Annotated in this window: 23 protein-coding genes; 9 read left to right on the top strand and 14 right to left on the bottom strand. The window is 67.6% G+C overall.

Annotated elements, in window-relative coordinates:
• The first annotated feature begins 105 nt into the window (after positions 1-105).
• Both ABZ004_RS30710 and ABZ004_RS30705 read left to right on the top strand, forming a co-directional pair.
• Positions 106-1,770: an ABC transporter ATP-binding protein gene (locus ABZ004_RS30710; protein ID WP_355684572.1), complete on the top strand. Its 1,665-nt coding sequence runs from the start codon at positions 106-108 to the stop codon at positions 1,768-1,770.
• The gene (locus ABZ004_RS30705) at positions 1,767-3,620 is read left to right on the top strand and encodes an ABC transporter ATP-binding protein (protein WP_355684571.1); all 1,854 of its coding nucleotides are present in this window, start codon (positions 1,767-1,769) and stop codon (positions 3,618-3,620) included. Before ABZ004_RS30710 ends, ABZ004_RS30705 begins: the two co-directional genes overlap by 4 nt.
• A gap of 51 nt (positions 3,621-3,671) precedes the next feature.
• Here the strand turns inward: ABZ004_RS30705 and ABZ004_RS30700 are convergent, their stop codons facing one another.
• The gene (locus ABZ004_RS30700; RefSeq protein WP_355684570.1) at positions 3,672-4,610 is read right to left on the bottom strand and encodes a quinone oxidoreductase; all 939 of its coding nucleotides are present in this window, start codon (positions 4,608-4,610) and stop codon (positions 3,672-3,674) included.
• Positions 4,607-5,557, bottom strand: a complete 951-nt coding sequence (locus ABZ004_RS30695; RefSeq protein ID WP_355684569.1) for a Gfo/Idh/MocA family oxidoreductase — start codon at positions 5,555-5,557, stop codon at positions 4,607-4,609. Before ABZ004_RS30695 ends, ABZ004_RS30700 begins: the two co-directional genes overlap by 4 nt.
• 51 nt (positions 5,558-5,608) lie before the next feature.
• Between ABZ004_RS30695 and ABZ004_RS30690 the strand changes: the two genes are divergently transcribed.
• Entirely contained in the window at positions 5,609-6,529 is a 921-nt protein-coding gene (locus ABZ004_RS30690; RefSeq protein ID WP_355684568.1) for a LysR family transcriptional regulator, read from the top strand.
• 33 nt (positions 6,530-6,562) lie between these two features.
• Positions 6,563-7,759, top strand: a complete 1,197-nt coding sequence (locus ABZ004_RS30685; RefSeq protein WP_355684567.1) for an AAA family ATPase — start codon at positions 6,563-6,565, stop codon at positions 7,757-7,759.
• Here ABZ004_RS30685 and ABZ004_RS30680 read toward each other — a convergent pair.
• The 4 genes from ABZ004_RS30680 to ABZ004_RS30665 all read right to left on the bottom strand — a co-directional run bounded on the left by ABZ004_RS30680 (position 7,704) and on the right by ABZ004_RS30665 (position 10,095).
• Positions 7,704-8,600 (bottom strand): hypothetical protein, encoded by an 897-nt coding sequence (locus ABZ004_RS30680; protein ID WP_355684566.1) that lies wholly within the window; start codon positions 8,598-8,600, stop codon positions 7,704-7,706. The genes ABZ004_RS30685 and ABZ004_RS30680 overlap by 56 nt on opposite strands.
• Positions 8,601-9,332, bottom strand: a complete 732-nt coding sequence (locus ABZ004_RS30675; protein WP_355684565.1) for a CDP-alcohol phosphatidyltransferase family protein — start codon at positions 9,330-9,332, stop codon at positions 8,601-8,603.
• Positions 9,333-9,443: 111 nt separating this feature from the next.
• Positions 9,444-9,881 (bottom strand): nitroreductase family deazaflavin-dependent oxidoreductase, encoded by a 438-nt coding sequence (locus ABZ004_RS30670; RefSeq protein WP_355684564.1) that lies wholly within the window; start codon positions 9,879-9,881, stop codon positions 9,444-9,446.
• Positions 9,882-9,891: 10 nt separating this feature from the next.
• The gene (locus ABZ004_RS30665) at positions 9,892-10,095 is read right to left on the bottom strand and encodes a hypothetical protein (protein ID WP_355684563.1); all 204 of its coding nucleotides are present in this window, start codon (positions 10,093-10,095) and stop codon (positions 9,892-9,894) included.
• Between the two features lie 60 nt (positions 10,096-10,155).
• Between ABZ004_RS30665 and ABZ004_RS30660 the strand changes: the two genes are divergently transcribed.
• A complete protein-coding gene (locus ABZ004_RS30660) occupies positions 10,156-10,596 on the top strand; it encodes a MarR family transcriptional regulator (protein WP_355684562.1) in 441 nt (146 codons plus the stop codon).
• Here ABZ004_RS30660 and ABZ004_RS30655 read toward each other — a convergent pair.
• From ABZ004_RS30655 to ABZ004_RS30630, 6 genes are all read right to left on the bottom strand, one after another.
• Positions 10,593-11,048: a hypothetical protein gene (locus ABZ004_RS30655; RefSeq protein ID WP_355684561.1), complete on the bottom strand. Its 456-nt coding sequence runs from the start codon at positions 11,046-11,048 to the stop codon at positions 10,593-10,595. The genes ABZ004_RS30660 and ABZ004_RS30655 overlap by 4 nt on opposite strands.
• 92 nt (positions 11,049-11,140) lie before the next feature.
• Positions 11,141-12,250, bottom strand: a complete 1,110-nt coding sequence (locus ABZ004_RS30650) for a PP2C family protein-serine/threonine phosphatase (protein ID WP_355684560.1) — start codon at positions 12,248-12,250, stop codon at positions 11,141-11,143.
• Positions 12,251-12,364: 114 nt separating this feature from the next.
• Positions 12,365-13,195: a DNA-formamidopyrimidine glycosylase family protein gene (locus ABZ004_RS30645; protein WP_355684559.1), complete on the bottom strand. Its 831-nt coding sequence runs from the start codon at positions 13,193-13,195 to the stop codon at positions 12,365-12,367.
• 135 nt (positions 13,196-13,330) lie between these two features.
• Positions 13,331-13,801 carry a ribose-5-phosphate isomerase gene (locus tag ABZ004_RS30640; RefSeq protein WP_355684558.1) on the bottom strand — a complete coding sequence of 157 codons (471 nt, stop codon included), beginning with the start codon at positions 13,799-13,801 and terminating at the stop codon, positions 13,331-13,333.
• Positions 13,802-13,827: 26 nt separating this feature from the next.
• On the bottom strand, positions 13,828-14,622 hold the full coding sequence (locus tag ABZ004_RS30635) for a hypothetical protein (RefSeq protein WP_355684557.1): 795 nt from the start codon (positions 14,620-14,622) through the stop codon (positions 13,828-13,830).
• A 109-nt stretch (positions 14,623-14,731) separates the two neighbouring features.
• Positions 14,732-15,328 carry a disulfide bond formation protein DsbA gene (locus ABZ004_RS30630; protein WP_355684556.1) on the bottom strand — a complete coding sequence of 199 codons (597 nt, stop codon included), beginning with the start codon at positions 15,326-15,328 and terminating at the stop codon, positions 14,732-14,734.
• A 226-nt stretch (positions 15,329-15,554) separates the two neighbouring features.
• Between ABZ004_RS30630 and pepN the strand changes: the two genes are divergently transcribed.
• The 3 genes from pepN (at position 15,555) to ABZ004_RS30615 (ending at position 19,614) form a co-directional block, all read left to right on the top strand.
• Positions 15,555-18,128 (top strand): aminopeptidase N, encoded by a 2,574-nt coding sequence (gene pepN / locus ABZ004_RS30625; protein ID WP_355684555.1) that lies wholly within the window; start codon positions 15,555-15,557, stop codon positions 18,126-18,128.
• Positions 18,129-18,133: 5 nt separating this feature from the next.
• The gene (locus ABZ004_RS30620; RefSeq protein WP_355684554.1) at positions 18,134-18,664 is read left to right on the top strand and encodes a hypothetical protein; all 531 of its coding nucleotides are present in this window, start codon (positions 18,134-18,136) and stop codon (positions 18,662-18,664) included.
• A 248-nt stretch (positions 18,665-18,912) separates the two neighbouring features.
• Positions 18,913-19,614 carry a hypothetical protein gene (locus ABZ004_RS30615; protein ID WP_355684553.1) on the top strand — a complete coding sequence of 234 codons (702 nt, stop codon included), beginning with the start codon at positions 18,913-18,915 and terminating at the stop codon, positions 19,612-19,614.
• Between the two features lie 14 nt (positions 19,615-19,628).
• Here the strand turns inward: ABZ004_RS30615 and ABZ004_RS30610 are convergent, their stop codons facing one another.
• Both ABZ004_RS30610 and ABZ004_RS30605 read right to left on the bottom strand, forming a co-directional pair.
• A complete protein-coding gene (locus ABZ004_RS30610; protein ID WP_355684552.1) occupies positions 19,629-21,962 on the bottom strand; it encodes an Hsp70 family protein in 2,334 nt (777 codons plus the stop codon).
• A gap of 77 nt (positions 21,963-22,039) precedes the next feature.
• Positions 22,040-24,376, bottom strand: coding sequence for an Hsp70 family protein (locus tag ABZ004_RS30605; RefSeq protein ID WP_355684551.1), 2,337 nt, complete (start codon positions 24,374-24,376; stop codon positions 22,040-22,042).
• 86 nt (positions 24,377-24,462) lie between these two features.
• Here ABZ004_RS30605 and ABZ004_RS30600 point away from each other — a divergent pair, with 86 nt between their 5' ends.
• Positions 24,463-26,412 carry an NlpC/P60 family protein gene (locus ABZ004_RS30600; RefSeq protein WP_355684550.1) on the top strand — a complete coding sequence of 650 codons (1,950 nt, stop codon included), beginning with the start codon at positions 24,463-24,465 and terminating at the stop codon, positions 26,410-26,412.
• Positions 26,413-26,437: the final 25 nt, after the last annotated feature.

Below are 26,437 nucleotides of genomic sequence, written 5' to 3'. Positions count from 1 at the left end.
AAAGCGCCGTCTATTGCTGCCCCTTCCAGACGCAACCACCGCCGGAGTGAGAACCTCTGGCGGCTTCGTCCCTACCTCCGACCGCACCGCTGGCGCCTGCTGACGATGTTCACGACCGCCGTTCTCGGCGTCGGTGTCAGCCTCACCGTCCCGCTGGTCACCCGAGCCATCATCGACGGACCGGTCACCCGTCGCGAGCTCGACCTGCTGCTTCCGCTGGCGCTGCTGGCCCTCGGTCTGAGCATCAGCGAGGTGCTCCTGGTCTGGATGCGCCGCTGGGCCCAGTCCAAGGCCGTCAGCGACCTCGAGGCCACCCTTCGCCATGACCTGTACGTCCGGCTGCAGGCGCTCCCGATGGAGTTCCACAGCCGCTGGCAGAGCGGTCAGCTGCTCTCCCGGGTCACCTCGGACCTGTCGATCATCCGCCGGTTCATGGGCTTCGGTCTGCTGTTCCTGGTGATCAACATCCTCCAGCTAGTGGTCGTCACCATTCTGCTGCTGCGCCTGTACTGGCCGCTCGGCGTCGTGGTCCTGGTGGCCGCGGCCCCGATCATCATCGTGTCGCTGAAGTTCGAGAAGAAGTACCTGGCGATCTCCCGCCGGGTGCAGGACCAGCAGGGCGACCTGGCCACCCGGATCGAGGAGTCCGCGGTGGGCTTCCGGGTGATCAAGGCGTTCGGCCGTCGCGAGCACGTGAAGAAGCAGTTCGACGACGGTGCGGTGAAGCTCTACGAGACCTCGGTCGACAAGGTCCGGCTGGCGTCACGGTTCTGGACCTTCCTGGAGGTGATCCCGAACCTGACCCTGGTGATCGTGCTGCTGCTCGGCGCGCTCGCCGTCGGCCGGCACTCGATCACGCTGGGCACGCTGGTTGCCTTCATCACCTTGATGCTGTCGCTGATCTGGCCGGTCGAGTCGCTCGGAACGATCCTGGCGATGGCCCAGGAGGCGATGACGTCGGCGGACCGGATCAGCGAGATCCTGGACACCCGGTCGACCATCACCGACGGCCGGGACGAGCTGGTGCACCCGCGCGGGCACCTGCGGTTCGAGAACGTCAGCTTCCGGTTCTCCCCCGACTCCGAGGACGTCCTGCACGACATCAACCTGGACCTGCCGCCCGGTACGACGCTCGCCCTGGTCGGCGCGACCGGCTCCGGCAAGACCACCCTGACCGCACTGGTCCCGCGCCTGTACGACGTGACCGGCGGGCGGATCACCATCGACGGGCACGACGTACGGGATCTCACCCTGACGTCGCTGCGCAGCGCGGTGGCCTCGGCGTTCGACGACCCGACGCTGTTCTCCATGAGTGCCCGGGAGAACATCACGCTGGGCCGGCCGGACGCGTCCGAGGCCGACGTGCAGCAGGCGCTGGAGATCGCCCAGGCGACCTTCGCGAACGACCTGCCGTGGGGTCTGGACACGCGGGTCGGTGAGCAGGGCATGTCACTGTCCGGCGGACAGCGGCAGCGGCTCGCACTGGCGCGTGCGGTGCTCGCGCGCCCCGCAGTACTGGTGCTGGACGACACGCTGTCGGCACTGGACGTGCACACCGAGGCCCTGGTGGAGGAGGCGTTGCGCAACGTGCTCGCCGAGACCACCGGCATCGTGGTGGCACACCGGGCGTCGACAGTGATGCTCGCGGATCAGGTGGCGCTCCTGCAGGACGGGACGATCACCCACGTGGGCACGCACAGCGAACTGCTCGCCACCGTTCCGGCGTACCGGACACTGCTGGCGGCCGAAGAGGAGGAGGTGCACGCATGACGACGACCCAGCAACCACCTCAGCCCTCAGTGGAACAGCAGCACGACTGGCGCGGGTACGCCGAGGAGGGCAACGACGAGTTGTCCAGGGCAACGACTCTGCGGCTGAAGGAACAGTCGCGCAAGTTGCTCGGTGAACTACTGCGGCCTTACAAGAAGATGATCTGGCTGCTCGTCGTGATCGTCGTGGTGGAGAACGCGGCCCGGCTGTCCGTGCCGTACCTGGTCCACCTCGGCATCGACAAGGGCATTCCGCCGATCCTGGCCGGCGAGGGCAGCAAGACGCTGGTCACCATCGTCTTCGTAGTACTGGCCTCTGCTCTGATCCAGGCAGGTGCCCGGCAGGTCTTCCTGATGCGGTCCGGGCGGCTCGGGCAGACGATCCTGCTCGGACTGCGCCGCCGCGTCTTCGACCACTTCCAGCGACTCAGCCCGTCGTTCCACGACAAGTACACGTCGGGCCGGGTGATCTCCCGGCTGACCTCCGACGTGGATGTCATCGACGAGATGCTGGAGACCGGCTTCGACGGTCTGGTGACGGCACTGCTCACCCTGATCGGTACTGCGATCCTGCTGCTCACACTGGACCTCAAGCTGGGCGCACTCGCCTTGCTGTCGTTTCCGGTGCTGTTCCTGCTCACCGCGTGGTTCCGGCGCCGATCAGCTGTTGTCTACCGGCGTACGCGCGAAGCCGTAGTACTGGTGATCGTGCACTTCGTCGAGTCGATGCAGGGCATCCGCGCAGTGCAGGCGTTCCGGCGGGAGCCGCGCAACGAGGAGATCTTCCACGGGGTCAACGACAAGTACCGCGAGGCGAACCTCGAGTCGTTCCGGATCAACGCGATCTTCATGCCGTCGATCAAGGGCGTCGGCAACATCACGATCGTCGCGATCCTCGCGTACGGCGGCTGGCAGGCCTACCACGGTCACGTGACGGTCGGCGTACTGACTGCGTTTCTCCTTTACCTGCGGCAGTTCTTCGAGCCGCTGCAGGACATCTCGCAGTTCTACAACACCTTCCTGTCCGCGAGTGCCGCGCTGGAGAAGCTGTCCGGCGTCCTGAACGAGAAGCCCGACGTCGCCGAACCGGTGAAGCCCGCCAAGCCGGTCGGAGCCCGCGGTCACCTCGAACTGCGCAACGTGCAGTTCTCGTACGTCGAAGGCGTGCCGATCCTGCCCGGACTCGACCTCGACGTACCGGCCGGGCAAACCCTTGCATTGGTCGGTACGACGGGGGCCGGCAAGACCACGATCGCCAAGCTGGTCTCCAGGTTCTACGACCCGACCGGCGGGCACGTGCTGCTGGACGGGATCGACCTGCGCCAGTTGACCGAGGACGACCTGCGTACCCGGGTCGTGATGGTGACGCAGGAGAACTTCCTCTTCACCGGAACGGTCGCGGACAACATCCGGTTCGGCAAACCGGACGCGACGATGGACGAGATCGTCGACGCGGCGAAGGTGATCGGCGCGCACGAGTTCATCACCAAGCTGCCGAGCGGGTACGAGACGGCGGTCGAGAAGCGCGGCAACCGGCTGTCCGCGGGTCAGCGGCAGCTGGTCGCTTTCGCCCGCGCGTTCCTGGCCGACCCCGCCGTACTGATCCTGGACGAGGCGACCTCCAGCCTCGACATCCCGAGCGAACGGCTGATCCAGCGTGCGCTCCGGACCATCCTGGCCGACCGTACGGCGATCGTCATCGCCCACCGCCTCTCCACCGTGGAGACCGCGGACCGGGTGATCGTCCTCGAACACGGCCACATCCTCGAGGACGGCTCCCCCACCGACCTCATCACCACCGGCGGCAACTACGCCGGCCTCCACCAGGCCTGGGAAGACTCCCTCGCCTGACCGCAGCACCACGAGGCCCCTCCCGGCGATCGGGAGGGGCCTCGTGCCGTTTCAGGGGATTAGGAGGAGCTTGCCTGTTGTGGTGCGTGCTTCTAGGGCGGCGTGGGCTTCGGCTGTTCGGGTCAGGGGGTAGGTGGCGCCGATGCGAAGTTGCAGCCGGCCGGTCGTGAGCCAGGTGAAGACGGCGGAGGCTCGGTCGTGCAGGTCGGCGGGAGTGCTGACGAAATCGCTCAGGGTGGGGCGGGTGATGGTGAGCGAGCCGAGCCGGCCGAGGCGGGTGAGGTCGAAGGGTGGTACAGGGCCGCTGGACTGACCCAGGAGAACGAGGGTGCCTCGTTTCTTCAAGCAGGTCAGGGAATCCTCGAATGTCGCCTCACCGACGCTGTCGTAGACGACGGCGGCGTTGCCTGAGGCAACGGCCGTCAGTTCGGCGTACGGGACCGTCAGGTCGGCGCCCGCCTCGAGTGACAGCACTCCCTTGGCAGCGCTGGAGACAGTGGTGATGACGCGCGCGCCGCGGAGTTTCGCGACCTGGGTGAGGAGCAGGCCGAGGCCACCCGCGCCCGCGTGGATAACCACTACGTCTCCGGGCTGGATCGCATACGAGGCGGTCGCGAGGTAGTGCGCGGTCAGCCCCTGCAAGAGGATCGCGGCTGCCTCTTGGTCGCTCACCTCGTCGGGAACGAGCAGCACCTTCCAAGCCGGCGCGACCACCTCATCGGCGTACGAGCCTCGAACGCCTTGCCAGCAGACGCGTTGCCCGATCTGTAGGCCGGTGACGTCGGCCGCGAGTTCGATGATGGTGCCGCTGCCTTCACCACCCGGTACATACGGGAACGACCGCGGATAGGCTCCCGTGCGCTCCTGGATGTCGAGGTAGTTGACCCCGATCGCCGCCACCTTGATCCGCACCTCGCCGGTCGCCAGCGCTCTCGACGGCTGCTCGACGATCCGCAGATCCTCCGGACCGTGGACTTCGACTTGCCTCATCGCTGCTCGTGAAAGGACTCGACGACGCGCTGAACCCGTCGTGCGGCAGCGAAATCGGCCAACTCGGGAGATGCCTTGCCGTCCATGAGATCGGCGAACAGCGACAGCCGGCTGTACTCCGAACCCTCCTCGCCGGCAAGCTCGACCGGCACCCATTCGTCGCCCTCGGCAACGAGCAGCTCACGCCAGTCGCGGAGCAGGAACGACTGGTGACTTCCGCGCAGGATCCACTCGTACGTCGTTGGCCCTGCCGCGCCGGCCGATCCGGTCAGCACCACCGGGATGTCACCGGCCAGCATCAACCCGTACGCCGTGGATTCGCTCGCCTCGTCGCGGTGATCGAGCCGCGTCTGCACCACCGAGAGCGGACCGAGCAGCCGATCGGTCAGATACGCGAAGTGCGAGAACACCTCACGCACGAACCCACCCTGCGCCCGGCCGGCCACCCAGGCGGCGTCCGCCTGGAACCGCCGCGGCCAGACCGGGAAGTGCAACCGGATCTCCACGCCCAGCACGTCCCCCACCCGGCCGTCGGCCAGCGCCTGCTCGACGTACCGGGTGGCGAGCCGGTCAGAAAGCGCGAAGTTGACCGCGGTCGGCCGACCCGCCGACGCCGCCATCATCGCCTCCGCATCCTCTGCTGAGACGGCCAGCGGCTTCTCGCAGAACACCGCCTTCCCACCGTCAAGAGCCGGTACGACGAGACCCGCGTGGGTCGCCGGTGGTGTGGCGACATAGACCGCGTCGACGTCCGCCCGGAGTACGTCGGCGGGCGTCGTACTGAACAGCACGACCGGGTGCTCGGCCTGCAACCGGGAGACGGTCGCCTCGTCGAGATCGGCGGCGTGCGTCACGGCGTACCGGGGATGGGTGTGGGCGACTTCGAGGATGCGGCGGCCCATCGCGCCGAGGCCGACGATGCCGAGCCGGATCGGATCAGTGCTCATGGGCTCCATCATCGGGCGCGCGGGATCTTTCAGTCCATCTACAATTTATGTATGGATAAGTTAAGCCACGACTTCATGGACGATCTGCGCCGGCTGCGAGTCCTGCGCGAATTCCGCGAACGTGGCACGGTCACCGCGACGGCCGAGGCGCTGCACCTGACGCCCTCCGCGGTGTCGCAGCAACTGTCCGGGCTCTCGCATGATCTGGGCTTCCCGGTCACCCGCCGCAGCGGCCGGCGGATCGTGCTGACACCCCGTGGCGACGCACTGCTGAGCCATGCCGACGTGGTCTTCGCGCACCTCGAACACGCGCGCCACGACCTGCAGACGTGGGACGAAACGCTTCGGGGCACGGTCACGATCGGCGCGTTCTCCACGGCGCTGACCGGGCTGCTTCCAACCACCCTGGACACCCTGGCCGCCGAGGCGCCCGAGTTAGTGGTGAAACTCCGGCAGGCCGAACCGCCGGTGCTGTTCGACCAACTGGACGCCGGCCAGGTCGATCTCGCGATCGCGGTCAGCTTCGAGGGTTCGCCGACACTCGGCGATCCGCGCTACCACCGGGTCGAACTCGGACCCGACCACCTCGACATCGCGGTACCGCAATCCCACCCGCACGCGGCCGATCGAACCATCGACCTGCGCGATCTGGCGACCGACCGCTGGATCACCGGCAGCCCGGGCGGCTGCTGCGCCACCATCACCGCCACCGCCTGTGCAGCCGCCGGCTTCGCTCCCGACATCCGCCACCACGTCGACGACTGGCTCGCCGTGGCCCAACTGGTCGCCCACGGCCACGGAGTCACCCTGCTCCCCCGCCTCGCCCAACGAGACCTGCCCCCATCCCTCGTACTGCGACCGGTCGCGCGCCAAAAGCCTCGCCGCCACCTCTTCGCCGCGATCCCGGCAGGCGCCCAAGGCTCGCCACTCCTGCAGAAGGTTCTGAGCCACCTGGCTGCGGCGGCCGACTGAGTTCTGTCGGCGCCGGTCGGTAGCTTGGCTGGCATGTTGACCACGCTCGCCATCGAGAACTACCGCTCGTTGCGGCGACTTGTCATGCCCTTGGGCCGGCTGAACGTGGTGACGGGGGCGAACGGAACCGGCAAGTCGAGTCTGTACCGGGCACTGAGACTGCTGGCCGACGCGTCGCGGAACGGCGCGGTGGCAGCGCTGGCGCGCGAGGGCGGATTGTCCTCGACGTTGTGGGCGGGGCCGGAGAACATCTCCGGAGCCGTACGCCGGGGTGAGCAGCCGTTGCAGGGGACGGTGCGGAGTAAGGCGATCGGTCTGCGGATGGGGTTCGCATCCGAGGACTACGGCTATGCGATGGACTTCGGACTGCCGCAACCGACGCTCGGGGAAGGCGGGAAGCCGTCGGCGTTCGCGCAGGATCCGGAGATCAAGCGCGAGGCTCTTTGGGCAGGGCCGTTCCTGCGTCCGGCCGCATTACTGGTCGAGCGCGGTGGTGGGGGCGTGCGGATCCGCGACGGTGACGGCAAGTGGCACGACGGCGGGCACGCGTTGCAGCCCTTCGACAGCATGCTGAGCGAGTTCGCCGATCCTGAGCGAGCGCCGGAGTTGCTGACGCTACGAGAACGTATGCGGTCCTGGCGGTTCTACGACCATCTCCGCACCGACGCCGATGCACCCGCCCGGCAAGTACAGATCGGAACCCGTACGACGGTCCTCGGTCCCGAAGGCGCCGACGTCGCCGCCGCCCTCCAGACCATCCGCGAGATCGGCCCGCAAGGTGCCCTCGACGTCGCGATCGAGCAAGCCTTTCCCGGCAGCAAGGTGGAGATCCGCAACAACGCCGGCCGGTTCGAGATCGCCTTCCACCAACACGGCCTGCTCCGCCCACTGTCCGGCGCCGAGCTCTCCGACGGAACCTTGCGCTACCTCCTTTGGGTCGCGGCCCTCCTCACTCCGAGGCCGCCGGCCCTGCTGGTCCTCAACGAACCCGAGACCAGCCTGCACCCCGATCTCCTGCCCGCGCTCGCAAATCTCGTTGTCACCGCCGCCAAGGACGCCCAGGTCATCGCCGTCACCCACTCCCGCCCGTTCCTCGCCGCACTCCAGGCCGGCTCCGACGAGACCGACCTCGACTTCAGAACCATCGAACTGGTGAAGGAGTTCGGCCAGACCGCTATCGAAGGCCAGGGCCCTCTGGACGAACCCCCGTGGAAGTGGCCGTCTCGCTAGGCGCCTCGTCCTTGATGCTCTCGAAGCGGACGAGGATCAGGGCTCCGACTGCCGTCACCACGAAGCCGCCCAGCGCGCCGGCGTACCAGCCGGACCGGATCGCGTCGTCGAGGAGTACGACGCCGACGACGGCCGGAGTGACGGTCTGGAGTGCGATCATCGGGGTGGTTGCCAGCGTCACCGAACCGCGTTGCAGGGCGAGCGAGTAGAGGATGAAGGCGAGTGCGCCGGAGATCGGCAGCGTGTACGTCGTGGGGCTGTGCAGCAGTGCGCTGATCGAGCTGTCGTCGAGCAACCGGGCCGAGATCGCGACACCCGCATAGCCGAGTCCGGCGAGCATCCCGAGCAACGCCACCGCACTCGCATGCTGCGAGCGGCTCAGCAGTCCGCCGAGTACGGCGATGGTGACCAAACCGACGATCAGGCCGATCGTCAGACCGTGGTGGCGAGCAGCCTCACCCGCGTCGCCGGACGAGACCGCGAGCAGCCCGAGCCCGACGCACACCGCGATCACCGCCGACCACTCGATCGCCGACAACTGGTCCGCCATCCACCGCGTCGCCAGCAACGCGGTGACGACGAGGCTCATCGCGATCCCCGCCTGCGCGAGGTACAGCGGAAGCAGCCTCAAAGCAACGAAGTGCAGTCCGAAGCCCGCCAACTGCAGCAAGAGTGCGCCCAGGAAAGTAGGTTGCCGCAGCAACGCGACGACGAAGCCGCCGAGCCGCCGCGGATCGAGTTCCGAGCCGGTCGGCACCTTGCGGGAACCGACTGCCTGCAAGATCGAGGCGATACCGAAGACGACTGCGGCTCCGAGCGCCGCGCCCAATCCGAGAACCACTCAGCCGACCTTCGTCCGTCGGGGCACCCAGAACGTCAGATACAGACTGAGCACCGCGTAGTACACCAGGTAGGCCAGCGAGATGCCGACGACGATCGCGTTCGGGTTCGGCATCTGGGTCAGCAGTACGGCGTACGCGGCGAGCCAGACCAGCGTGGTCAGCAGGTTCATCGACCGGAACGCCTTGGTCCGCGAGGGGTAGACGTACTTGACCGGGATGAAGACCAGGATCGCGCAGGTCACCAGGATCACCGCGGTCGCGACGTGCCCGAGGCCGAGGATCACCACGTAGAAGGCGACCACGTTCCAGTAGCTGGGGAAGCCGAGGAAGAAGTGGTCGTCGGTCTTCGCGTCGACCCGGCAGAACTGGTAGCTCGACGCAAGCAACGGCAGCGCCGCGAGCACCGCGCCGTACCAGCCGTGCGGCAGGTAGTTGCCGGTCCACAGCAGCACGATCGGCGCGAAGGCGTAGGTCAGGTAGTCGACGATGTTGTCGAGCATCGCCCCGTCGAACCACGGGATCGTCTCCTTGACCCGCAGCCGGCGCGCAATCATGCCGTCGGTGCCGTCGATCCAGAGCGCGGCGAGGCCGAGCCACAGCGCCCGGACGGCGTCGCCGTCGATCGCCGCGATCACGATGAGCAGCGCGAGCACCGTCCCGCTCGCTGTATAGGCATGCAGTGCCAGTCCGGCCAGACGCAGTCGCGTCGAGCCGACGAACGGTTCCCGCACCGCGTCTTGTGTGGTCAGGAGGACTCCCGGAACTCGGTCGACGCAGCGCGCCGGACTCGCCGCCAGCGTCTCACAAGCCGGGTGCTCCTCCTGCCACCGGCTGCCAGTGTCTTACTCGACGGGCTCGAGGACGAACTGCGGGATCTTGCGGGTGGTCTTCTTCTGGTACTCCGCGTACTCGGGGTAGGCGGCGACGGAGCGCTTCCACCACAGCTCGTACTCCTCGCCCTCGATCTCGCGGGCGACGTACTCGCGGGTGGTGGTGCCGTCCTGCACCTGGACCGACGGGTCGGCCTTGAGGTTGTAGTACCAGACCGGGTTCTTCGGTGCGCCACCGAGCGACGCGACCGCGGCGTACACGCCGTCGTGCTCGACGCGCATCACCGGCACCTTGCGGATCTTGCCGGACTTGGCGCCGCGCATGGTCATCAGGATGACGCCCATGCCGTTGAAGCCGGCGGACTCGGTGCTGCCGGTCTCCTCGATCTTCTCGACCGCACTGCGAACCCAGGCGGTCGGGCTGGGGGCGTATTCGTTTTCGGTTGACATATCACCAACCTTACGGGTGATACGTCATCAACCGAACTCGCTGCGCGTCGCCCGATTGCGCGCGGGCCACCCGGGCCGCCCGTTCGCGTTCCATCCGGCGCCGCGGGTCGAGATGGTCAGGCAGGGTGGCCGGGCCGGCGACGTGCAGCAACAGCCAGGTCAGCCGCCAGCGGAAACGGTACGCGAGGCTGAGGCCGGCGTTCTTGTCGTCCATCGGAACTCTCCAGTCGCTTGGTGTGGCAATAGTTTGTACACCAATTGATAGCATACAAACATGGCTGAAAATTCCGAGGACCTGCTGGCGCTGGATCGTCAGGTCTGCTTCGCGCTCGCAGTCGCCTCCCGCAGTGTGATCGCCCTCTACCGGCCGTTGCTGGACCCGATGGGGCTCACCCACCCGCAGTACCTGGTGATGCTCGCCCTCTGGGAAGAGTCGCCGCTGTCGGTCAAGCAGCTGAGCGGCCTACTCCAGCTAGATCCAGGCACCCTTTCCCCACTCCTCAAGCGCCTGGAGTCCGCGGGCTACCTCAGCCGCCAGCGAGACCCCCGCGACGAACGCTCCCTGGCCGTCCGCCTCACCTCGTCCGGCCAGGAGCTCCGCAACGAGGCCCTGAAGATCCCGCCCGCCATCATCGACCGGCTAGGCATGACACTTCCCGAACTCGAGGACCTGCACAAGAACCTCACCCGAGTCATCGCCGCCGCGACCGGCTAGAAGTGGTCAGGCCCGCATTCGGCCAGTTGGGCTGAGGTGGCGATCTTGCCTTCGAGCCAGCGGCGGCGGAGGAAGTGGGCTTTGAGCAGGCGGTGGATGCCGTCGAGGACGACCAGGCGGCCGCGGTAGGCGACCAGGTGGATCGGGAAGTCGAGGTCGGCGTTCATCACACGTTCGTAGTGGGCGCGGAAGTTCATCGGGGTGGCGGCGACCTGGTTCGGGGTGACCTTGAAGCGTTCGCCGTTGAGTTGCCAGAGCGGCAGGTCGAGCATCCAGAGCAGATCGGCGACCTCGATCGGCTCCACCCGCAGGTCCAGCGCCCACAACTTGCCGAGCTGCCAGCGGGTCGATGGGAAGACCTCACGCATCGACTCCGGCATCAACGCCAGCAACTCTTCGAAGGACACGTCAGGTGCACTGCGGTCCGCCTCGTCCACCCCATCAATCGCCACGACCGAGACGCTACTTCAGACCGAGACCAAACCCGCAGGCAGGCGCGAAAGGAGAGAGGTCAGGGAAAGCCAAAGAAGGGAAGCGGCAGGAGTCAGATGAGGTGGAGGGTTCTTAAGAGGGCGCCGCCGCGGCGGCGGGGGGTGGGGGTCGGGCAGGTGGGGGCCACCAGGTCGGCGGGGTTCATCTGGCGGTGGATGACGACGATGGCGGAGTCGTCGCCGCGGCCGCCGATCTCGAGGACCAGCTCCTGGGCAGCCCCCTTGAAGCCCTGCGCGACCAACCGCTCGGCATGCCCCGCCAGGCGATCCGTCCCTTGACCGATCTCACGAGCAGGTGTCTCGACCATCCCGTCGCTGTAGAGGAACAGCGCGTCCCCCAGCCGCAACTGCCCCTTGTTCACCTTGAACTCCGGGATCTCCACCAGCCCGAGCAACGGCCCCTCGGCCTCCCGCGTCTGCCACTTCCCCGACCACGAGTCGAACTGGATCGCCGGCGGATGCCCGGCAGTCCGTACTTCGAAGTCGCCGGTCGCCAGGTTCACCGCCACCTGCACCACGGTCGCGAAGTCGTCGTCCCAGTCCTGCCGCCGCAGATAGTGGTTCGCCGACGGCAGGAACTCCTCGACCGGTACGACGCCCAGCAACCCGCCGAACGCACCGGACAGCAACAGCGCCCGCGTCCCGGCATCGATTCCCTTGCCCGACACATCGACCAGCGCCACCTCGAGCAGCGCGTCGTCTCGGATCGTCGAGACCACGAAGTCACCGGAGAACGACTCTCCCCCGGCCGACCGGATCGCCACCTCCGCCCGCCAGCCCGGCGGCAACTGCGGCAGCTCCCCCTGGGCCGTCAACGTGTCGCGCAACTCCATCAGCATCGACTCACCACGAGTCCCCTGGACGCCGAGCCGGCTACGCACCTTCGCGCCGGCCAGCACGATCCACGCCGCCACCCCCAGCGTCACCACGAAGCCGATCTTCGGCACATTCCCGGTGCGATGGGACACGACGTACGAGCCGACCACCAGCGCCACCACGGTCAACAGGACCAGCGGTTTGAACCGCAGCAACAATCCGCCGAGCAGCAGGGGTAGGACCAGGACGGCAGTGGGTATGAAGGAGGGCATCTCCAGTGCGGCGGACCCGACGGTGAGTGTCAACGCCAGCAGACCGACGAAGGTCAGCAGGTGTGATTTCCGCACGCGCCGGCCCACCGAGCGCGCCAGTCGGCGGACCCGTCGCAAGCCAGCGAAATCCCCGCCGCTACTCATGGTGAGACGAATGTAACGGCACCGCTCGGTCCGCGCATCAAGTTGTCACAGTTTCTTTCGGGTCAGCCCGGTGCGCTGACACTTCGGGCACCAGAACAGGTTGCGGCCCTCGAGGATCTCGGTCCGGATCACCGAGTCGCAGACATGACACCGTTGCCCTTGGCGACGGTAGACGTAGACCTCGCCGCCGTGGTCGTCGCGGCGCGGATCACGACCCATCGCCTCGGGCGTGTGGTCGTCGGCAACGGTGTCGATCCGGCCGGTCTCGACGCCGTACTTCATCAACGCCAGCAGGTCGTCCCACATCCCCTGCCACTCGCGCTTCTTGACCACGTTGCCGGCCGTCATCGGGTGCAGCTTGGCCCGGAACAGCACCTCGGCGCGGTACACGTTGCCGACCCCGCTGAGCACTTCCTGGTTCATCAGCAGCCGGCCGATCGGCAGCGCGCTCTTGTGGATCCGCTTCCAGGCGAGCTCCGGGTCGGCGTCGTCGCGCAGCGGGTCCGGGCCGAGCCGGGAGATCAGCTTCTCGCGTTCGCCGTCGGTGACCACCTCCACGACGGTCGCACCCCGGAGATCGGCGTACGACGTGGCGTTCTGCAGCCGGAGCCGGACCGCGCCGACCGGTTCGGGCACCGGCGCCGAACCGAAGTCGACCTTGCCGATCAGGCCGAGGTGGATGTGCAGCCAGCCGGCGCCGTCGAACTCGGCCAGGAAGTGCTTGCCGTGCGCCTCGGTCTGCCGCAGCACCTTGCCGTTCAGCAGCGCGGCGCCCTCGACGAACCGGCCCTGCGGGCTGGACGCCTGGACGATCCGGCCGCCGAAGGCGTCCCAGACGTCGTTCGCCAGCCGGTGCAGGGTGTGACCTTCGGGCATGATTCCTCTTATGGGTGTGACAGGTAACAAGGGCCGGGGCGGTGCGCCCACCCCGGCGGTGGTCGGGACCGGCCGGTCGATGCGGGCCCGGGACGTCTCCAAGCCGCGCACTACCGACAAGCCCCGGGACAAGAATCAGGAAGGCAGCGGCGGCAGTTCGCCGGTCTCTTCGTAGCCGTTCAGCATCTCGATCCGGCGAGTGTGCCGCTCCTCGCCGGAGTAGTCGGTGGCCAGGAAGGTGTCGACGAACGCGGTCGCGTCCTCCTCGCTGTGCATCCGGGCGCCGACGCTGATCACGTTGGCGTTGTTGTGCAGCCGTCCGAGTTCGGCGGTCTCGGTGCTCCAGGCCAGCGCGGCCCGGACCCCCTTCACCTTGTTCGCGGCGATCTGCTCGCCGTTGCCGGAACCACCGATCACGATGCCGAGGCTGCCCGCGTCGGCGACGACCGCTTCCGCCGTACGCAGGCAGTACGGCGGGTAGTCGTCGACCGCGTCGTACACGGCCGGGCCGTGGTCGACGACGTCGTGGCCGGCACTCTTCAGGTGCTCGACAAGGTGGTTCTTCAGTTCGAAGCCGGCGTGATCAGAGCCGATGTGCACTCGCATGGCGTGAAGTCTTGCAGGTCCCACTGTCATTCTGGGACGCCGGGGAGCTTCGGGGTGCCTGCATGGACGCCACCCGGCACGTTCAGTATCCGGACCAGGCGAGTCACATCGTCATAGGCCTTCCCGTACGCCGTCCCCTCGGTATGCAAGGTGTAGACGGCAACGATCGTCCGGTCCCCCGGCCCGACAGTGCCCGTGGTGTGCAGCGCCTCGCTAGTGAGATCCACTGCATCCACCTTGCGCTTGCTCTTCGACCCCGCGAACCCGGACCAGCCCTGCTTGATGGCGAAGGGCGGGTCGAACACCGACGCGATCCCGAAGTACTGATCGAAGCCGTCCGTGCCGTAGCGAGTCGCCTGATGCAGGTTGCCCAGCACGTAGTCACGCACCGGCGCTGGAGCCTGGTCGAGCAGGTAGCGGTAGAGCCGCACAGTGTCGCCGGCAGTCAGCGCGACGTACCCCCAGAAGCCCGGGTGAGTGGCAGGAGGAGGCGCGGTGTGGGTCAGGCCGAGCCGCGGCACCATCCGGTCGATGATCTGCCCGCCGCCCAGCTGGTCCCAGTAGTAGCTAGCGGCATCGTCATCACTACTGCGCAGCATCACCTCCAGCCGAGCCTTGTCGGCAGCAGGGATCTCGTACGCCGGTCCGCGGTTCCACAGGTAGTCCAGCACGATCAGCAGCTTCACCACTGAGGCCGAGCGGAACTGCAGGTCGGGGTTCAACTGCTCCGTGAACTGCCCGGTCTGCCGATCGAAGACAGCAACTCCCGCAGTGACACCCGTCGGGACTACTACGGCATCAGCCCGAAGAAGCTCCACCATGAAACCTACTCACCAGAGGGGATGAATCGTTGGTGAGCAACCTTCGTCCCTGGCTGTGGAACGTTCAACCCTTGTCGCGTTGATCGAACTGGTTCAGGCCGGAACCGGCTCAGTCGAAGATCGGATCGCGGTCCCGGGTGCGCTTCAGTTCGAAGAATCCCTCGGTGCCGGCCACCAGCCGGACGCCGTCCCAGAGCTTGCCGGCCGCCTCACCCTTCGGCGCAGGCGTCACGACCGGGCCGAAGAACGCGGAGCCCTCGACCGCGATCACCGGCGTACCGACCTCCATGCCGACCAGTTCCATGCCGGCCAGGTGCGACTTGCGCAGCGCGTCGTCGTACCGGTCGGTGTCCTTGGCCTCGACCAGCGACGCCGGCAGGCCGGCCTCGGCGAGTGCCTCGGGCAGCAGGTCGGCGTGCTTCGTGCCCTTGTGCTCGACGTGGATCCGGTTGCCCAGGGCGGTGTACAGCGGCAGCAGGACCTCGTTGCCGTGGGCCTGCTCGGCCGCGATCAACACCCGGACGATCCCCAGCTTGCGCTGCCAGTTCTCGTCGTGCTCGTCGCGGTCCTCGTTCAGGATGGCGAGGCTCATCACATGCCAGGTCGTCTGCACGTCCCGGACCTGCTCGACCTCGAGCATCCAGCGAGACGTCATCCAGGCCCAGGGGCAGGCCGGATCGAACCAGAAATCAGCGGAGGCGGTCATGTTCCGATCGTACAAAATGCAACCAACCTGGTCATGAAGTGGCGTGGCGCCAGCACCCGGCCGGCGCCCGGCCGGCACTCGGTCGTCACCGGGTGGCACGGGGCCGTTACCCAACTCCGGTGTCACGGCACCGCCGGGCCAATCGTTGGAAACGATGAAGTTGCGGTTCCGCAAGTCGCGGGGAAACCCTCGGCGAAGCCACTGGGCAGGTGCATAGGATGCCGACATGCCTGGAACCAACCTGACGCGCAATGAAGCGCGGACCCGCGCCGGCCTGATCAGTGACGTGAGCTACGCGATCGAGCTCGACCTGACCACCGCCGCCGCCGGCGCCCCGACGTTCGCGTCGACCACCGTTCTCACCTTCGCCGCCGAACCCGGCGCCAGCACCTTCGCCGACCTGATCGCGGCGTCGGTGCGCGAGGTGACCCTGAACGGCAAGAGTCTCGACCCGGACAGCGTGTACGACGGCGCCCGGATCCAGCTGGACGGCCTCGCCGAGCGCAACGAGCTGCGGGTGGTCGCCGACTGCACCTACTCCCGCACCGGTGAAGGGCTGCACCGTTCGGTCGACCCGGCCGACAAGGAGACCTACCTCTACACCCAGTTCGAGGTGCCGGACGCGCGCCGGGTGTTCACCACCTTCGAGCAGCCGGACCTGAAGGCCCCGTTCACCTTCACCGTCTCCGCGCCGGCCCGCTGGGTCGTCATCTCCAACTCGCCGACGCCCGAGCCCACGCCGTACAAGGGTGAGAACGGCGAGGAGCTGGCCCGCTGGGAGTTCGCGCCGACCGAGCGGATGTCGACGTACATCACCGCCGTCGTCGCCGGTCCGTACCACGTGGTCACCGATGTCTACGAGGGTCCGAACGGCTCCTACCCGCTGTCGCTGCTGTGCCGTCCGTCGCTGGCCGAGCACCTGGACACCGAGGACCTGTTCCAGGTGACCAAGCAGGGCTTCGAGCTGTTCGAGCGCGCCTTCGGTACGCCGTACCCGTTCCACAAGTACGACCAGGCGTTCGTGCCGGAGTACAACATGGGCGCGATGGAGAACGCCGGCTGCGTCACCCTGCGGGACGAATACATCTTCCGCAGCCGTACGACGCACGCGGAGCTGGAGAGCCGCGCGAACACCGTGCTGCACGAGCTCGCGCACATGTGGTTCGGCGACCTGGTCACGATGACCTGGTGGGACGACCTGTGGCTGAACGAATCGTTCGCCGAATGGGCCAGCCACTGGGCCCAGGTGGTCGCGACGGACAAGTACAACGGCGCCTGGACGACCTTCTGCAACGCACGGAAGAACTGGGCATACCGGCAGGACCAGCTGCCCTCCACGCACCCGATCGCCGCGGACATGGTCGACTTCCACGCGGTCGAGGTGAACTTCGACGGGATCACCTACGCCAAGGGCGCTTCGGCGCTGCGGCAGCTGGTCGCCTTCGTCGGTGAGGACACGTTCATCGCCGCGCTGAAGGAATACTTCGCCGATCACGCGTTCGGCAACACCGAGCTGGCCGACCTGCTGAAGCCGCTGGAGAAGGCGTCCGGGCGCGACCTGGACGACTGGACCGAGCGCTGGCTGCGGACCGCCGGGGTCAACACGCTGCGCGCCGACTTCACCGTCGACGAGGCGGGTGCCTTCAAGACGTTCGCGATCGAGCAGACCGCGGCAGCGGCCTTCCCGGTACTGCGCCCGCACCGGCTCGCCGTCGGTCTGTACCGCACGACGGACGCCGGCCTGGTGCGCACCGAGCGCTTCGAGGTCGACATCGACGGCCCGCGGACCGAGCTCGCCGAACTGATCGGCGCGCAGCAGCCGGATCTCGTGCTGCTCAACGACGACGACCTGACCTACGCCAAGATCCGGCTCGACGAGCGGTCCCGCGCGACCCTGGTCGACTCGATCGACCAGCTGCCCGACTCGCTCGCCCGGGCGCTGGCCTGGGGTGCGGCATGGGACATGACCCGCGACGCCGAGATGCCGGCCAGCCAGTACGTCGGCATGGTGCTGCGCGGCGTCCGGGCCGAGACCGACCTGACCGGTGTCCGTTCACTGCTCGGCCAGGCGACGAGCGCGATCAACAGCTACGCGGCCCCGGAGAACCGGGCCGACCTGCGCACGCAGTACGAGCAGACGCTGACGGAACTGGTGGCCGGTGCAGAGGCCGGGAGCGACCACCAGCTCGCGTTCGCGCGCGCCTACATCGCGGGTGTCTTCTCCGCCGCCGGCGCCGACCAGCTGGCCGCCTGGCTGGACGGCCGGGACCTGCCGGCCGGACTGGTGGTCGACAACGACCTGCGCTGGACGCTGATCGTCGCGCTGTCCCGGCTCGGCCGGATCGACGCGGACGGCATCGAGGACGAGCTGACCCGCGACACCACCATCACCGGGCAGGAGCGGGCCGCCCAGGCTCGTGCGGCCCGGCCGAGCGCCGAGGCGAAGGCCGAGGCGTGGCAGCTCGCGGTGGAGTCGGACGACACTCCGAACGAGACGCAGTTCCGGACCATCCTGGGCTTCCAGCAGCCGGGTCAGGAGGAGCTGCTCCGGCCGTACATCGGCAAGTACCTGGCAGCCGCCAAGGACGTCTACACCCGGCTGGGCTCGTCCATGGGCGAGAACGTGCTCGTCTACCTGTCGCCGCGCAACCTCCCCGAGGACTCCACCCTGGAAGCCCTCACCGATTGGCTGGACACCGAAGCCGAGTCAGTCGACGCCCCCACCCTCCGCTACGTCGGCGAAGCCCGTGCAGACCTGGTCCGCGCACTGGACGCCCAGCGTCGTGACGCTGTTGGGTAGTGCGGGTGGCTTCCCCTGATCCCGCCCTTGCTGGTGCTGCTGCTGTTGCTCTGACTGGATTGGCCGAGGCCTACCGGCCTCGGCCGATCACTCCTCTGCTTCCCTGGCGCTTCCCGCAGCGCCTGGTGAAGCCCTATGTGATCACCGCCCGCGGGCGGGCGTGGGACGACCAGATGGTCGGCCATGCCCGTACGGCGGCCGCCCGGCAACTCGACTTCGACGATGCGATGGGCGGCATCGGCCTGGGCGTCGTCGTCCTGCACCTCGGCGACGACGGCGTCTACCTCGTCGTCCAGACCTGGGCGAAGGACTTCCAGTCCCGGCTCAGCATCTTCTCCGGCTTCGACGTCGAGGACCTCCGCCCCGCCCCGATCGGCGCCGCCCCCTGCGTCTGGGAGCTCGAGGTCCTCAGCCACGAACGCGCCGCCTACGTCAACCACATCCTGAACGCCGAGGTCGACGTCGATTCCTGGCTCGAAGACGCCCTCGACACCCGCCCTACCCCGCCCACCGACGGCATTCCGTCCGGCATCTAATTACCGGCCTATTCACTTTTCCGGTAATAATCGCCACTTCTGTATACACGGCGGAAAGTGCCGGTTTCTCTACCAGAAGTGACATTCAAACGGTTGTTTGCGCACCTGTTGTGGTGGGTTGATTCCAGGCTGCAATTCTTTGTCTCGAAGGAGATTATCAACACCTGAAGAGTGCTCACTTCCGGGGCGATCGGCACTAAGGTAGCGGAAAATCGGAATGCCGACGGAACCCGGGGAGGGGCTTTGTCGTGACACACCTGGATCACCGGAAGCCACCGGCCCGGGCCGCCAGGAGAAATGCGCCGACGAGCCATGGCTCCGGCCGGAAGAAGGCCAACCGGTCGCACAGTGCCATCGGTGCTGCTGTCGTTGCGGGCGCCGCGATGGTGGCGGCGTTCGCTTTCATCCTCACCAACGGCCGTTCCGATTCCACCGACGACAGCATCCGGACCGGTTCGCTGCCCCAGGCAAGCACGCCGGCTGTCCAGCCAAGTTCGAACCCGACCCCGGCCGCCTCCGGCAAGGCGGACCGCAAGCCGCCCGCCGGGAAGACCGCCCCCGGGAAGAGCACCGCCTCCACCCGGACCACCACGTCGGCCACCCCGCCGGACACCGGCTCGCAATCGCCGGTCTTCCGCCGCGGCCAATGGATCGCCGTCGTCGACAGCTACCCCACCGACGCCGGCATCCCCGCCGACCAGCTGGCCCGCTCCCTGGCCGCCAAGATGATCGCGGCCGGCGTCCCCGCCAAGGCCCTGCTCGCCAACGGCCAATACCCCGGCCTGGCGAACAGCAACCTCGAACCAACCATCAACACCTGGATCGTCTACGTCGGCCCCTTCCCCTCCGCCGACGCCGCCAACGCCCTGTGCGTCTCCACCAAGACCCAACAGGCCTACGGCTCCCTCCCCGCCTGCCCCACCCACGAACCAGCCAAGGCCGAAAACTAGCCCCCGCTCCTACGTCAGCGGGTGGACCAGGCGGGCGCCAGCTGGTTCCCGGCGCCGGCAGGCCAGAGGGGCCGCCATTCCTTGTCCTCGTAGACGGCCGTGGTGTAGACCCGCGCCGAGGAGAGCGGTCCGCGCCGGAAGGCGAGCTGCCTCCCGTCCGGCGACCAGGCCGGATCCTGGTCGAGCGAACTGCCGTCGGTGAAATGACAGAGCATGCCCCCCAGCGGATTGGCGGTCATCTTCCCCCGGCAGAGAGGGCTGGTGCCGCCGACGTCGGTCAGGTAGATCGCCCACGACTTCGCTGACAAGGTGTGCCGGAAGGCGATCCGGCCCGGTTTCGTCGGTGACCAAGTGGGATCCGCATCGGCACCGGAGGTCAGCTGATGCAACCTTCGGCTGCCGTCGAGCGGCACCGTATAGATGCCGCCGACCCCGTTCGCCGGGGTGCGCTGCGCTTGGAAAGCAACCTGGGTGGCATCCGGCGAGATCGCGGGATCGCTGACGGACGCCGAACCCTCAGGCGCTGAGAAGAGGGTGCGAAGGATCTTGCCGTCGGTGTCGGCCAGATACAGGCCGATGGTCTTGGCGCCGCGACAGGCCAGCACGAGTTGGGTCGGGTCCTTCGGATTCCAGGCCGGTCGGTCGATGCCGTCCGCGCATTGCGAGGGCAGCTTCGCGAACAAGGGCCGTGCGCCGCGGCCGTCCGTACCCGACACCCACAGCGCCGGCTTGGTGGACGGAATCGACCGCGTGAAGATCATCGCTTTCCGGTCCGGCGACACCACCGGGCCGGAGTCCTTGCCCACCGCATCGACTGCGAGCTGAGTGACCTTCATCGTGTTGCCGGGGTTGCTCGTATCGACCAGGTACAGGGCCTGACCGTCGCTGTTCTGGAGCGGTACGACGAGCTGTGTGTCGCTCAACGGAACGCCGGCGGCAGGTAGGCCCGGGTTGCTCAGGGAGCCGCTCGACGCACCACCGGCCTGATCGGATGATGATTTGTCCGGAAGTCCACCGATGACCAGATGGAAGATCGTCACGGCCGGCGTGAAGACCCAAGGATGGACCAGAAAGGCGATGGTTGCCGTCGCCAGTACTCCGGCAAGCACTTGAGCGATTCGACGATAGAGCCGACGTTTCCTTGGCGGCTTCGGGAGGCGGCCGGGGCCAGCATTGGTACCAGCGAGTGGCGGCGGGCTGGGCGCGGGATCGGCGAGGCCAGGCGCATTCACTTCAGGCGGGCTGGCAGCGGTGCTGGTGCTGGTGATCCGGGGGGCGGCGGCCTGTGGTGGCGGGCTGGTGAATTGGACTGCGCCTAGAGCGACGTCGTGTTTGGGATGGGTGTTCAGGGCGGTGGGGGTGGAGAAGCGGGACTGGAGTAGGTGGCTGACCAAGGGGATTCGGGAGCTGCCGCCTACTAGGACGATGGCGGTTAGCTGGGTGGTCGTCGTACCGGCTGTGCGGAGGGCTCGGGCGGTTGCTTCGACGGTTTGTTCGACGGGTGCTGTGATCAGGTTCTCGAGTTCTGCGCGGGTCAGGCGGACCGACCTGGTGCGGCCGGGGAGGTTGACGGGGATCACGACGTCGACGTCGGCCGACAGCGCCTCTTTGGCGTCCACGCAGTCACGGCGGAGCCGGGTGAGGGTGGCTTTGCCGTCTTCGCTGTCCAGGTCGAGCTGCTCCAGCGCCGGCCCGAGCGCGTCGGCCACGTGCTGGAAGACCGCCTCGTCGAAGTCGACGCCGCCGAGCTGCTCGATGCCTTCGGGGTTCCCGAGAAGGACGAAGCCGCTCAAGGTCTTCTCCAGCACACACACGTCGAACGTGCCACCGCCGAGGTCGTAGACGACGACACGATCTCCTGCGGCGAGGCGCGCCTGCGCGGCGTACTGGATGGCCGCAGCCTGCGGTTCCGGGCAGGTGACGGTGGGTCCGACGTCGGCCAAGGAGATCACCTGGTCGACCAGTTCGCGTTTGTAGGCGCCCCAGTTCGCCGGGTGGGTCAGGACGATCTCGTCCGGTGGTTCGCCGCGGCGTTCGGTAGCGGTCGCGACCACCGATGACAGGAGGCGGGCCGACAACACCTGCGCGGAGTACGGCGTACCGGCGACCAGCAGTGGGATCGGGTCGCCGATCCGGCGCTTGAACTCGCGCACTGCTCGCGAAGGATCGGTGACGGCCCGGCGCTCGGCCGCTTCGCCGACCAGGAACTTGCCGTTCTCCTGCAAGTAGAGGACCGACGGGATCTGCAAGGCGCGGTTGCCGAGCCCGAGCATGCTCGGTGGACCGCCGTTGCGGATCGCCGCCGCCGTGAAAGTAGTCCCCAGGTCCACGCCCAGCCGATAGCCCATTCGCCCCACCCCAGTCAGCTCGAGGCTCAGCGTAGGAAGCCGGTCTTAAAGTGGCCTTCAGATCGGCCGGGGCGCGGTCAGCGGGTGGTCCAGGCTGGGGCGTTTTGGCTGCCTGGGTTGGTGGTCCAGATGGGCTTGGGTTGCAGTTTGCCGTCAAGGGACATGACCTGGATGGTGGTGGAGGGATTCCTGCCGCGCTTGAAGGCGAACCGGTCCCCCTCTGGAGCCCAGGTCGGGTCCTGGTCGCCCTTGCTGCCGTCGGTCAGCCGGCAAAGGGTCACGCCGTCGACCTCCAACGGTCGTGGCTGACCGCCGTCGCAGGGCGCGCCTACACCGTCAACGAATGCGGTGTAGAGCGCGAGCCCGCCGTTGGTCTCGGCGCGGCGGAAGGCGAGCAGGCCGGGCTTGACCGGCGACCAGGCCGGATCGGAGTCGTTGGCGCTCGTCACCCGGCGGGGCTGCCCCTTTCCGTCGAGGGTCGCCAGCATCATCGCGTTCTGTTTGCCCTCGTGGTACTCGAAAATGACTCTGGCGCCGTCCGTGGAGACCGCCGGATCACTGACGATGAACCCGTCACCGGTCTTGCTGAAGATCTTGTGCAGCAGGCGGCCGTCGGTATCGACCAGGTACAGCCCGGTCGTCTTGCCTGCCCTGCACGGTACGACGAGTTGGCTCGGCGCCTTGGAGTTCCAGCCGGGCCGGCCGATGCTGTCAGCACATTCTGCCGGTCTCTTCGTGAACAGCGCCCTCGGTTGGCTTCCATCCGTGCCGACAACCCAGAGGCTGTCCTTCTGGCCCTCTGCGGAATGCCGGAAGACCACCGACCGGCGATCCGGCGAGATGGACGGCACGGAGTCGTTGCCCTTCAGCGTCGTGATCCGGGTCTTCTCGGCAGGGTTGTTCGCGTCCGCGACATAGAGGTCTTCATCCGTGCTGATCTTCAGCGGGATGATGAGCTCGGATGCACTCAGCGGAACCGCGGCCGCCGGCAACGCCTTCAGGGTCGGGCCGGTCGGGGCTGAGTTGGACGGAGTCAGCGACGGCGAGACCGACTTGGCCGGGACCGTCGGTCCGGTGCCAGAACCGGCGGCCCTTCCCGAGTCACCGTCGCCCGAGAGCAGCTGGATCGCGGCGAACACTCCGATCGCGAGCACCGCCACGCCTCCTGCGACGAAGGCGACCAGGCGGCGGGTCTGCGGCGGCAGGGGTTTTCTGGCCGGCTTCGGGAGGAGACCGGCCGGCGTACCGGCAGCTCCCCCGGCCGCGACTCCCGCGGCTCCCGCGACTCCCCCAGCTCCCGCGGCTACCGCGGCTTGTGTTCTGGTGTCGCCTACTGCGGCCAACTGAGTGGTGCTGGGAGCTTCGGTGAATTGGACGGCACCTAAAGCGATGTCGTGCTTCGGGTGGGTGTCCAGAGCAGTTGGGGTGGAGAAGCGCGACTGCAGGAGATGGCTGACGAGCGGGATGCGGGAGCTGCCGCCGACCAGGACGATGGCCTTCAGCTGGTCGGTCGTCGTACCGGCGGCGCGGAGAGCTCGTCCGGTCGCCTCGACCGTCTGCTCGAGGGCGGGCGCGATCAAGGTCTCCAGCTCGGCGCGCGTCAACCGCACCGACGTACTCCGGCCGGGCAGCGTCACCGGGATCATCGTGTCGACGTCGACCGACAGCGCCTCCTTCGCCTCGACGCAGTCGCGACGCAGCCTGGTCAGCGCCGTACGCCCCTCGGGACTGTCCAGATCGAGATCCTCCATCGCCGGACCGAGTGCGCCGACGACATGCTGGAAGACGGCCTCGTCGAAGTCGACACCGCCGAGCTGCTCGATGCCTTCCGGGTTCCCCAGGATGACGAAGCCGCTCGACGTCTTCTCCAGCACACACACGTCGAAGGTGCCGCCACCGAGGTCGTAGACGGCGACCCGATCGCCCGCCTGCAGTTGCGCCTGCGCGGCGTACTGGATCGCGGCTGCTTGCGGCTCGGGGCAGGTGACAGTCGGCCCGATGTCTGCCAACGAGATCACCTGATCGACCAGTTCGCGTTTGTACGCTCCCCAGTTCGCCGGATAGGTCAGCACAATCTCGTCCGGTGGAGCACCCCGTCGCTCGGTGGCCGTGGCGACCACCGAGGACAGCAACCGGGCAGACAACGCCTGCGCGGAGAACGGCGTACCGGCGACCATCAACGGAATCGGGTCACCGATCCGGCGCTTGAACTCGCGCACGACCCGCGAAGGATCGGTGGCGCCACGCCGCTCGGCCGCCTCGCCGACCAGGAACTGGCCGTCCTCCTGCAGATAGAGCACCGACGGGATCTGCAAGGCACGGTTCCCGAGTCCGAGCATGCTCGGTGGGCCGCCGTTGCGCATCGCCGCGGCAGTGAAAGTCGTCCCCAGATCTACGCCTAGCCGATAACCCATGCCCCCACCTCGGTCATACCCGACGGTGACCTCATGGTAGGGCAACGGGCTTAAACTGGCCTTCAAGAATCTTGCGAGGGGGCGGGATGCCGAAGTTGTCGATCGCGGAGATCTACGACGCCGCGCTGTCCGCGGGTTTCACCCCGCACCAGGCGACGACGTGGACCGCCATCGCGATGGCCGAGTCCGGCGGCCGGACCGGCGCGCTCAACGACCACGGCGAGCACTCGATGGGCCTGTGGCAGATCAACGTCGCCTCGGACGGCAGCCGGGCCACGAAGTACGGCGATCTCAACGACCCGCGGGCGAACGCGCGCGCGGCGTACGCGATCTCCCACCACGGCACCGACATGCGCCCGTGGACCACGACGCACGACTCGAACAAGGGCACCCCGGCCGACTACCGCACCTACCTGGACCAGGTGGAGGCAGTCACCGGCGTGCAGGGCGACGACCGTGGTGTGCACAGCTACAGCTCGAAACTGCCGCCTCCGCTGGAGACCAACGGGGCATCGCATCCACTGGCCGCGTCGTACGACCAGATCGATACCGGGCAGACCGTCGCCGGCATGCAGCAGGACACCGACCACGACGGGCTGACCGACGCGTTCGAGAAGGCGGCGGGGACCGGCGTGAAGCTGGTCGACACCGATCACGACGGCCTCACCGATGGGTACGAGGTGGCAGTCAGCCATTCGAATCCGAAGCTGGCGGACGGCGACCTGGACGGACTGTCGGACAGCACGGAGGCCTCGCTGGGCAGCGATCCGCTGAAGTGGGACAGCGACAACGACGGCCTGTCGGACCAGGTCGAGATCCAGTACGGCTCCGATCCGACCCACGCCGACGCCGGCGACGGGGTCATTCCCGGCGCACAGCCACCCGCCGTACAGACGATGCAAGCAGCCGGTACGCCGACGCTCGTTGGCCATGACTCCAAGGTCGGGCACTTCGTCAACGAGGCACTCGCTCAGGAGGGCGACAAGTACGTCTTCGGCATCCGGGCGAAGCTGAGCGACCCTGATCCGGACAAGTTCGACTGCTCGGAGCTGACCAAATGGGCGGCACACCAAGCAGGAGTGGAGATCCCGGACGGCGCGATGTACCAGTACCTGGATCTGAAGCAGAAGGACGCGCTGATCTCGGTCGACAAGGCCATGCACACCAAGGGCGCGCTGCTGTTCTACTTCTCGGACGAGCCGACTCCCGGTGGCGGCCGGCCGTCGAAGGCGCACGTGGCGATCAGTCTCGGGGACGGCCGGACGATCGAGGCGCGCGGCACGAAGTACGGCGTGGGTGAGTTCACCGCGCACAACAGGTTCAACTATGCGGGTGTGATCCCTGGCCTGGACGCCTCAGCTGTCCCAGCTGCCGACGCCGCCTCTGTCCAGCCAACTGTCGCGACCAACCACTACGACCAGATCGATACCGGTACGTCGATAGTGGCGCCGCCGGACACCGATCACGACGGCCTCACCGATGCGTTCGAGAAGCTGGCCGGGACGAACCCGAATGCGGCCGACACCGACAAGGACGGTCTGCCGGACGCGTTCGAGGCGATCAAGTCGCACACCGACCCGCTCAGCGCGGACACCGACCACGACGGCATCTCCGATCCGTACGAACTCTCCGCCGGCAGCGATCCCGGCAAGATCCCCGGCGTGGCGGGCGTCGGCGGGCAGGGGCAGTTCGCCGAGGTGATCCGCAACGGCGTCGTGGACAGCGACCATGACGGGCTGACCGACAGCTACGAGACGAAGGCCGGTCTCAACCCGCACAGCATGGACTCCGACGGCGACGGGCTGTCGGACAACAGCGAGCTGTCAATGGGAACGAACCCGGCGGCACTGGACTCGGATCACGACGGAATCAGCGATTCGCTCGAGGTCCAGTTCGGCACGGATCCGCTGAAGACCGGCCTGGGTGGAGATTTAGGAGTCACCGCGGGCGCCGGTGTCGAAGGGCTGGATCACGGCGTCGACGGAATCGATGGGCACGAAGGGCTGGGCGGGACACCCGATATTGCTCCACACTGAGGATTGGTGTCTGTCACCAGGCCGG

Source organism: Kribbella sp. NPDC006257 (assembly GCF_040613535.1).
In the GTDB taxonomy this organism is placed as follows: Bacteria; Actinomycetota; Actinomycetes; order Propionibacteriales; family Kribbellaceae; genus Kribbella.
Note: the sequence above shows the minus strand (reverse complement) of the source record. Positions and strands in the feature narration are given on the sequence as shown.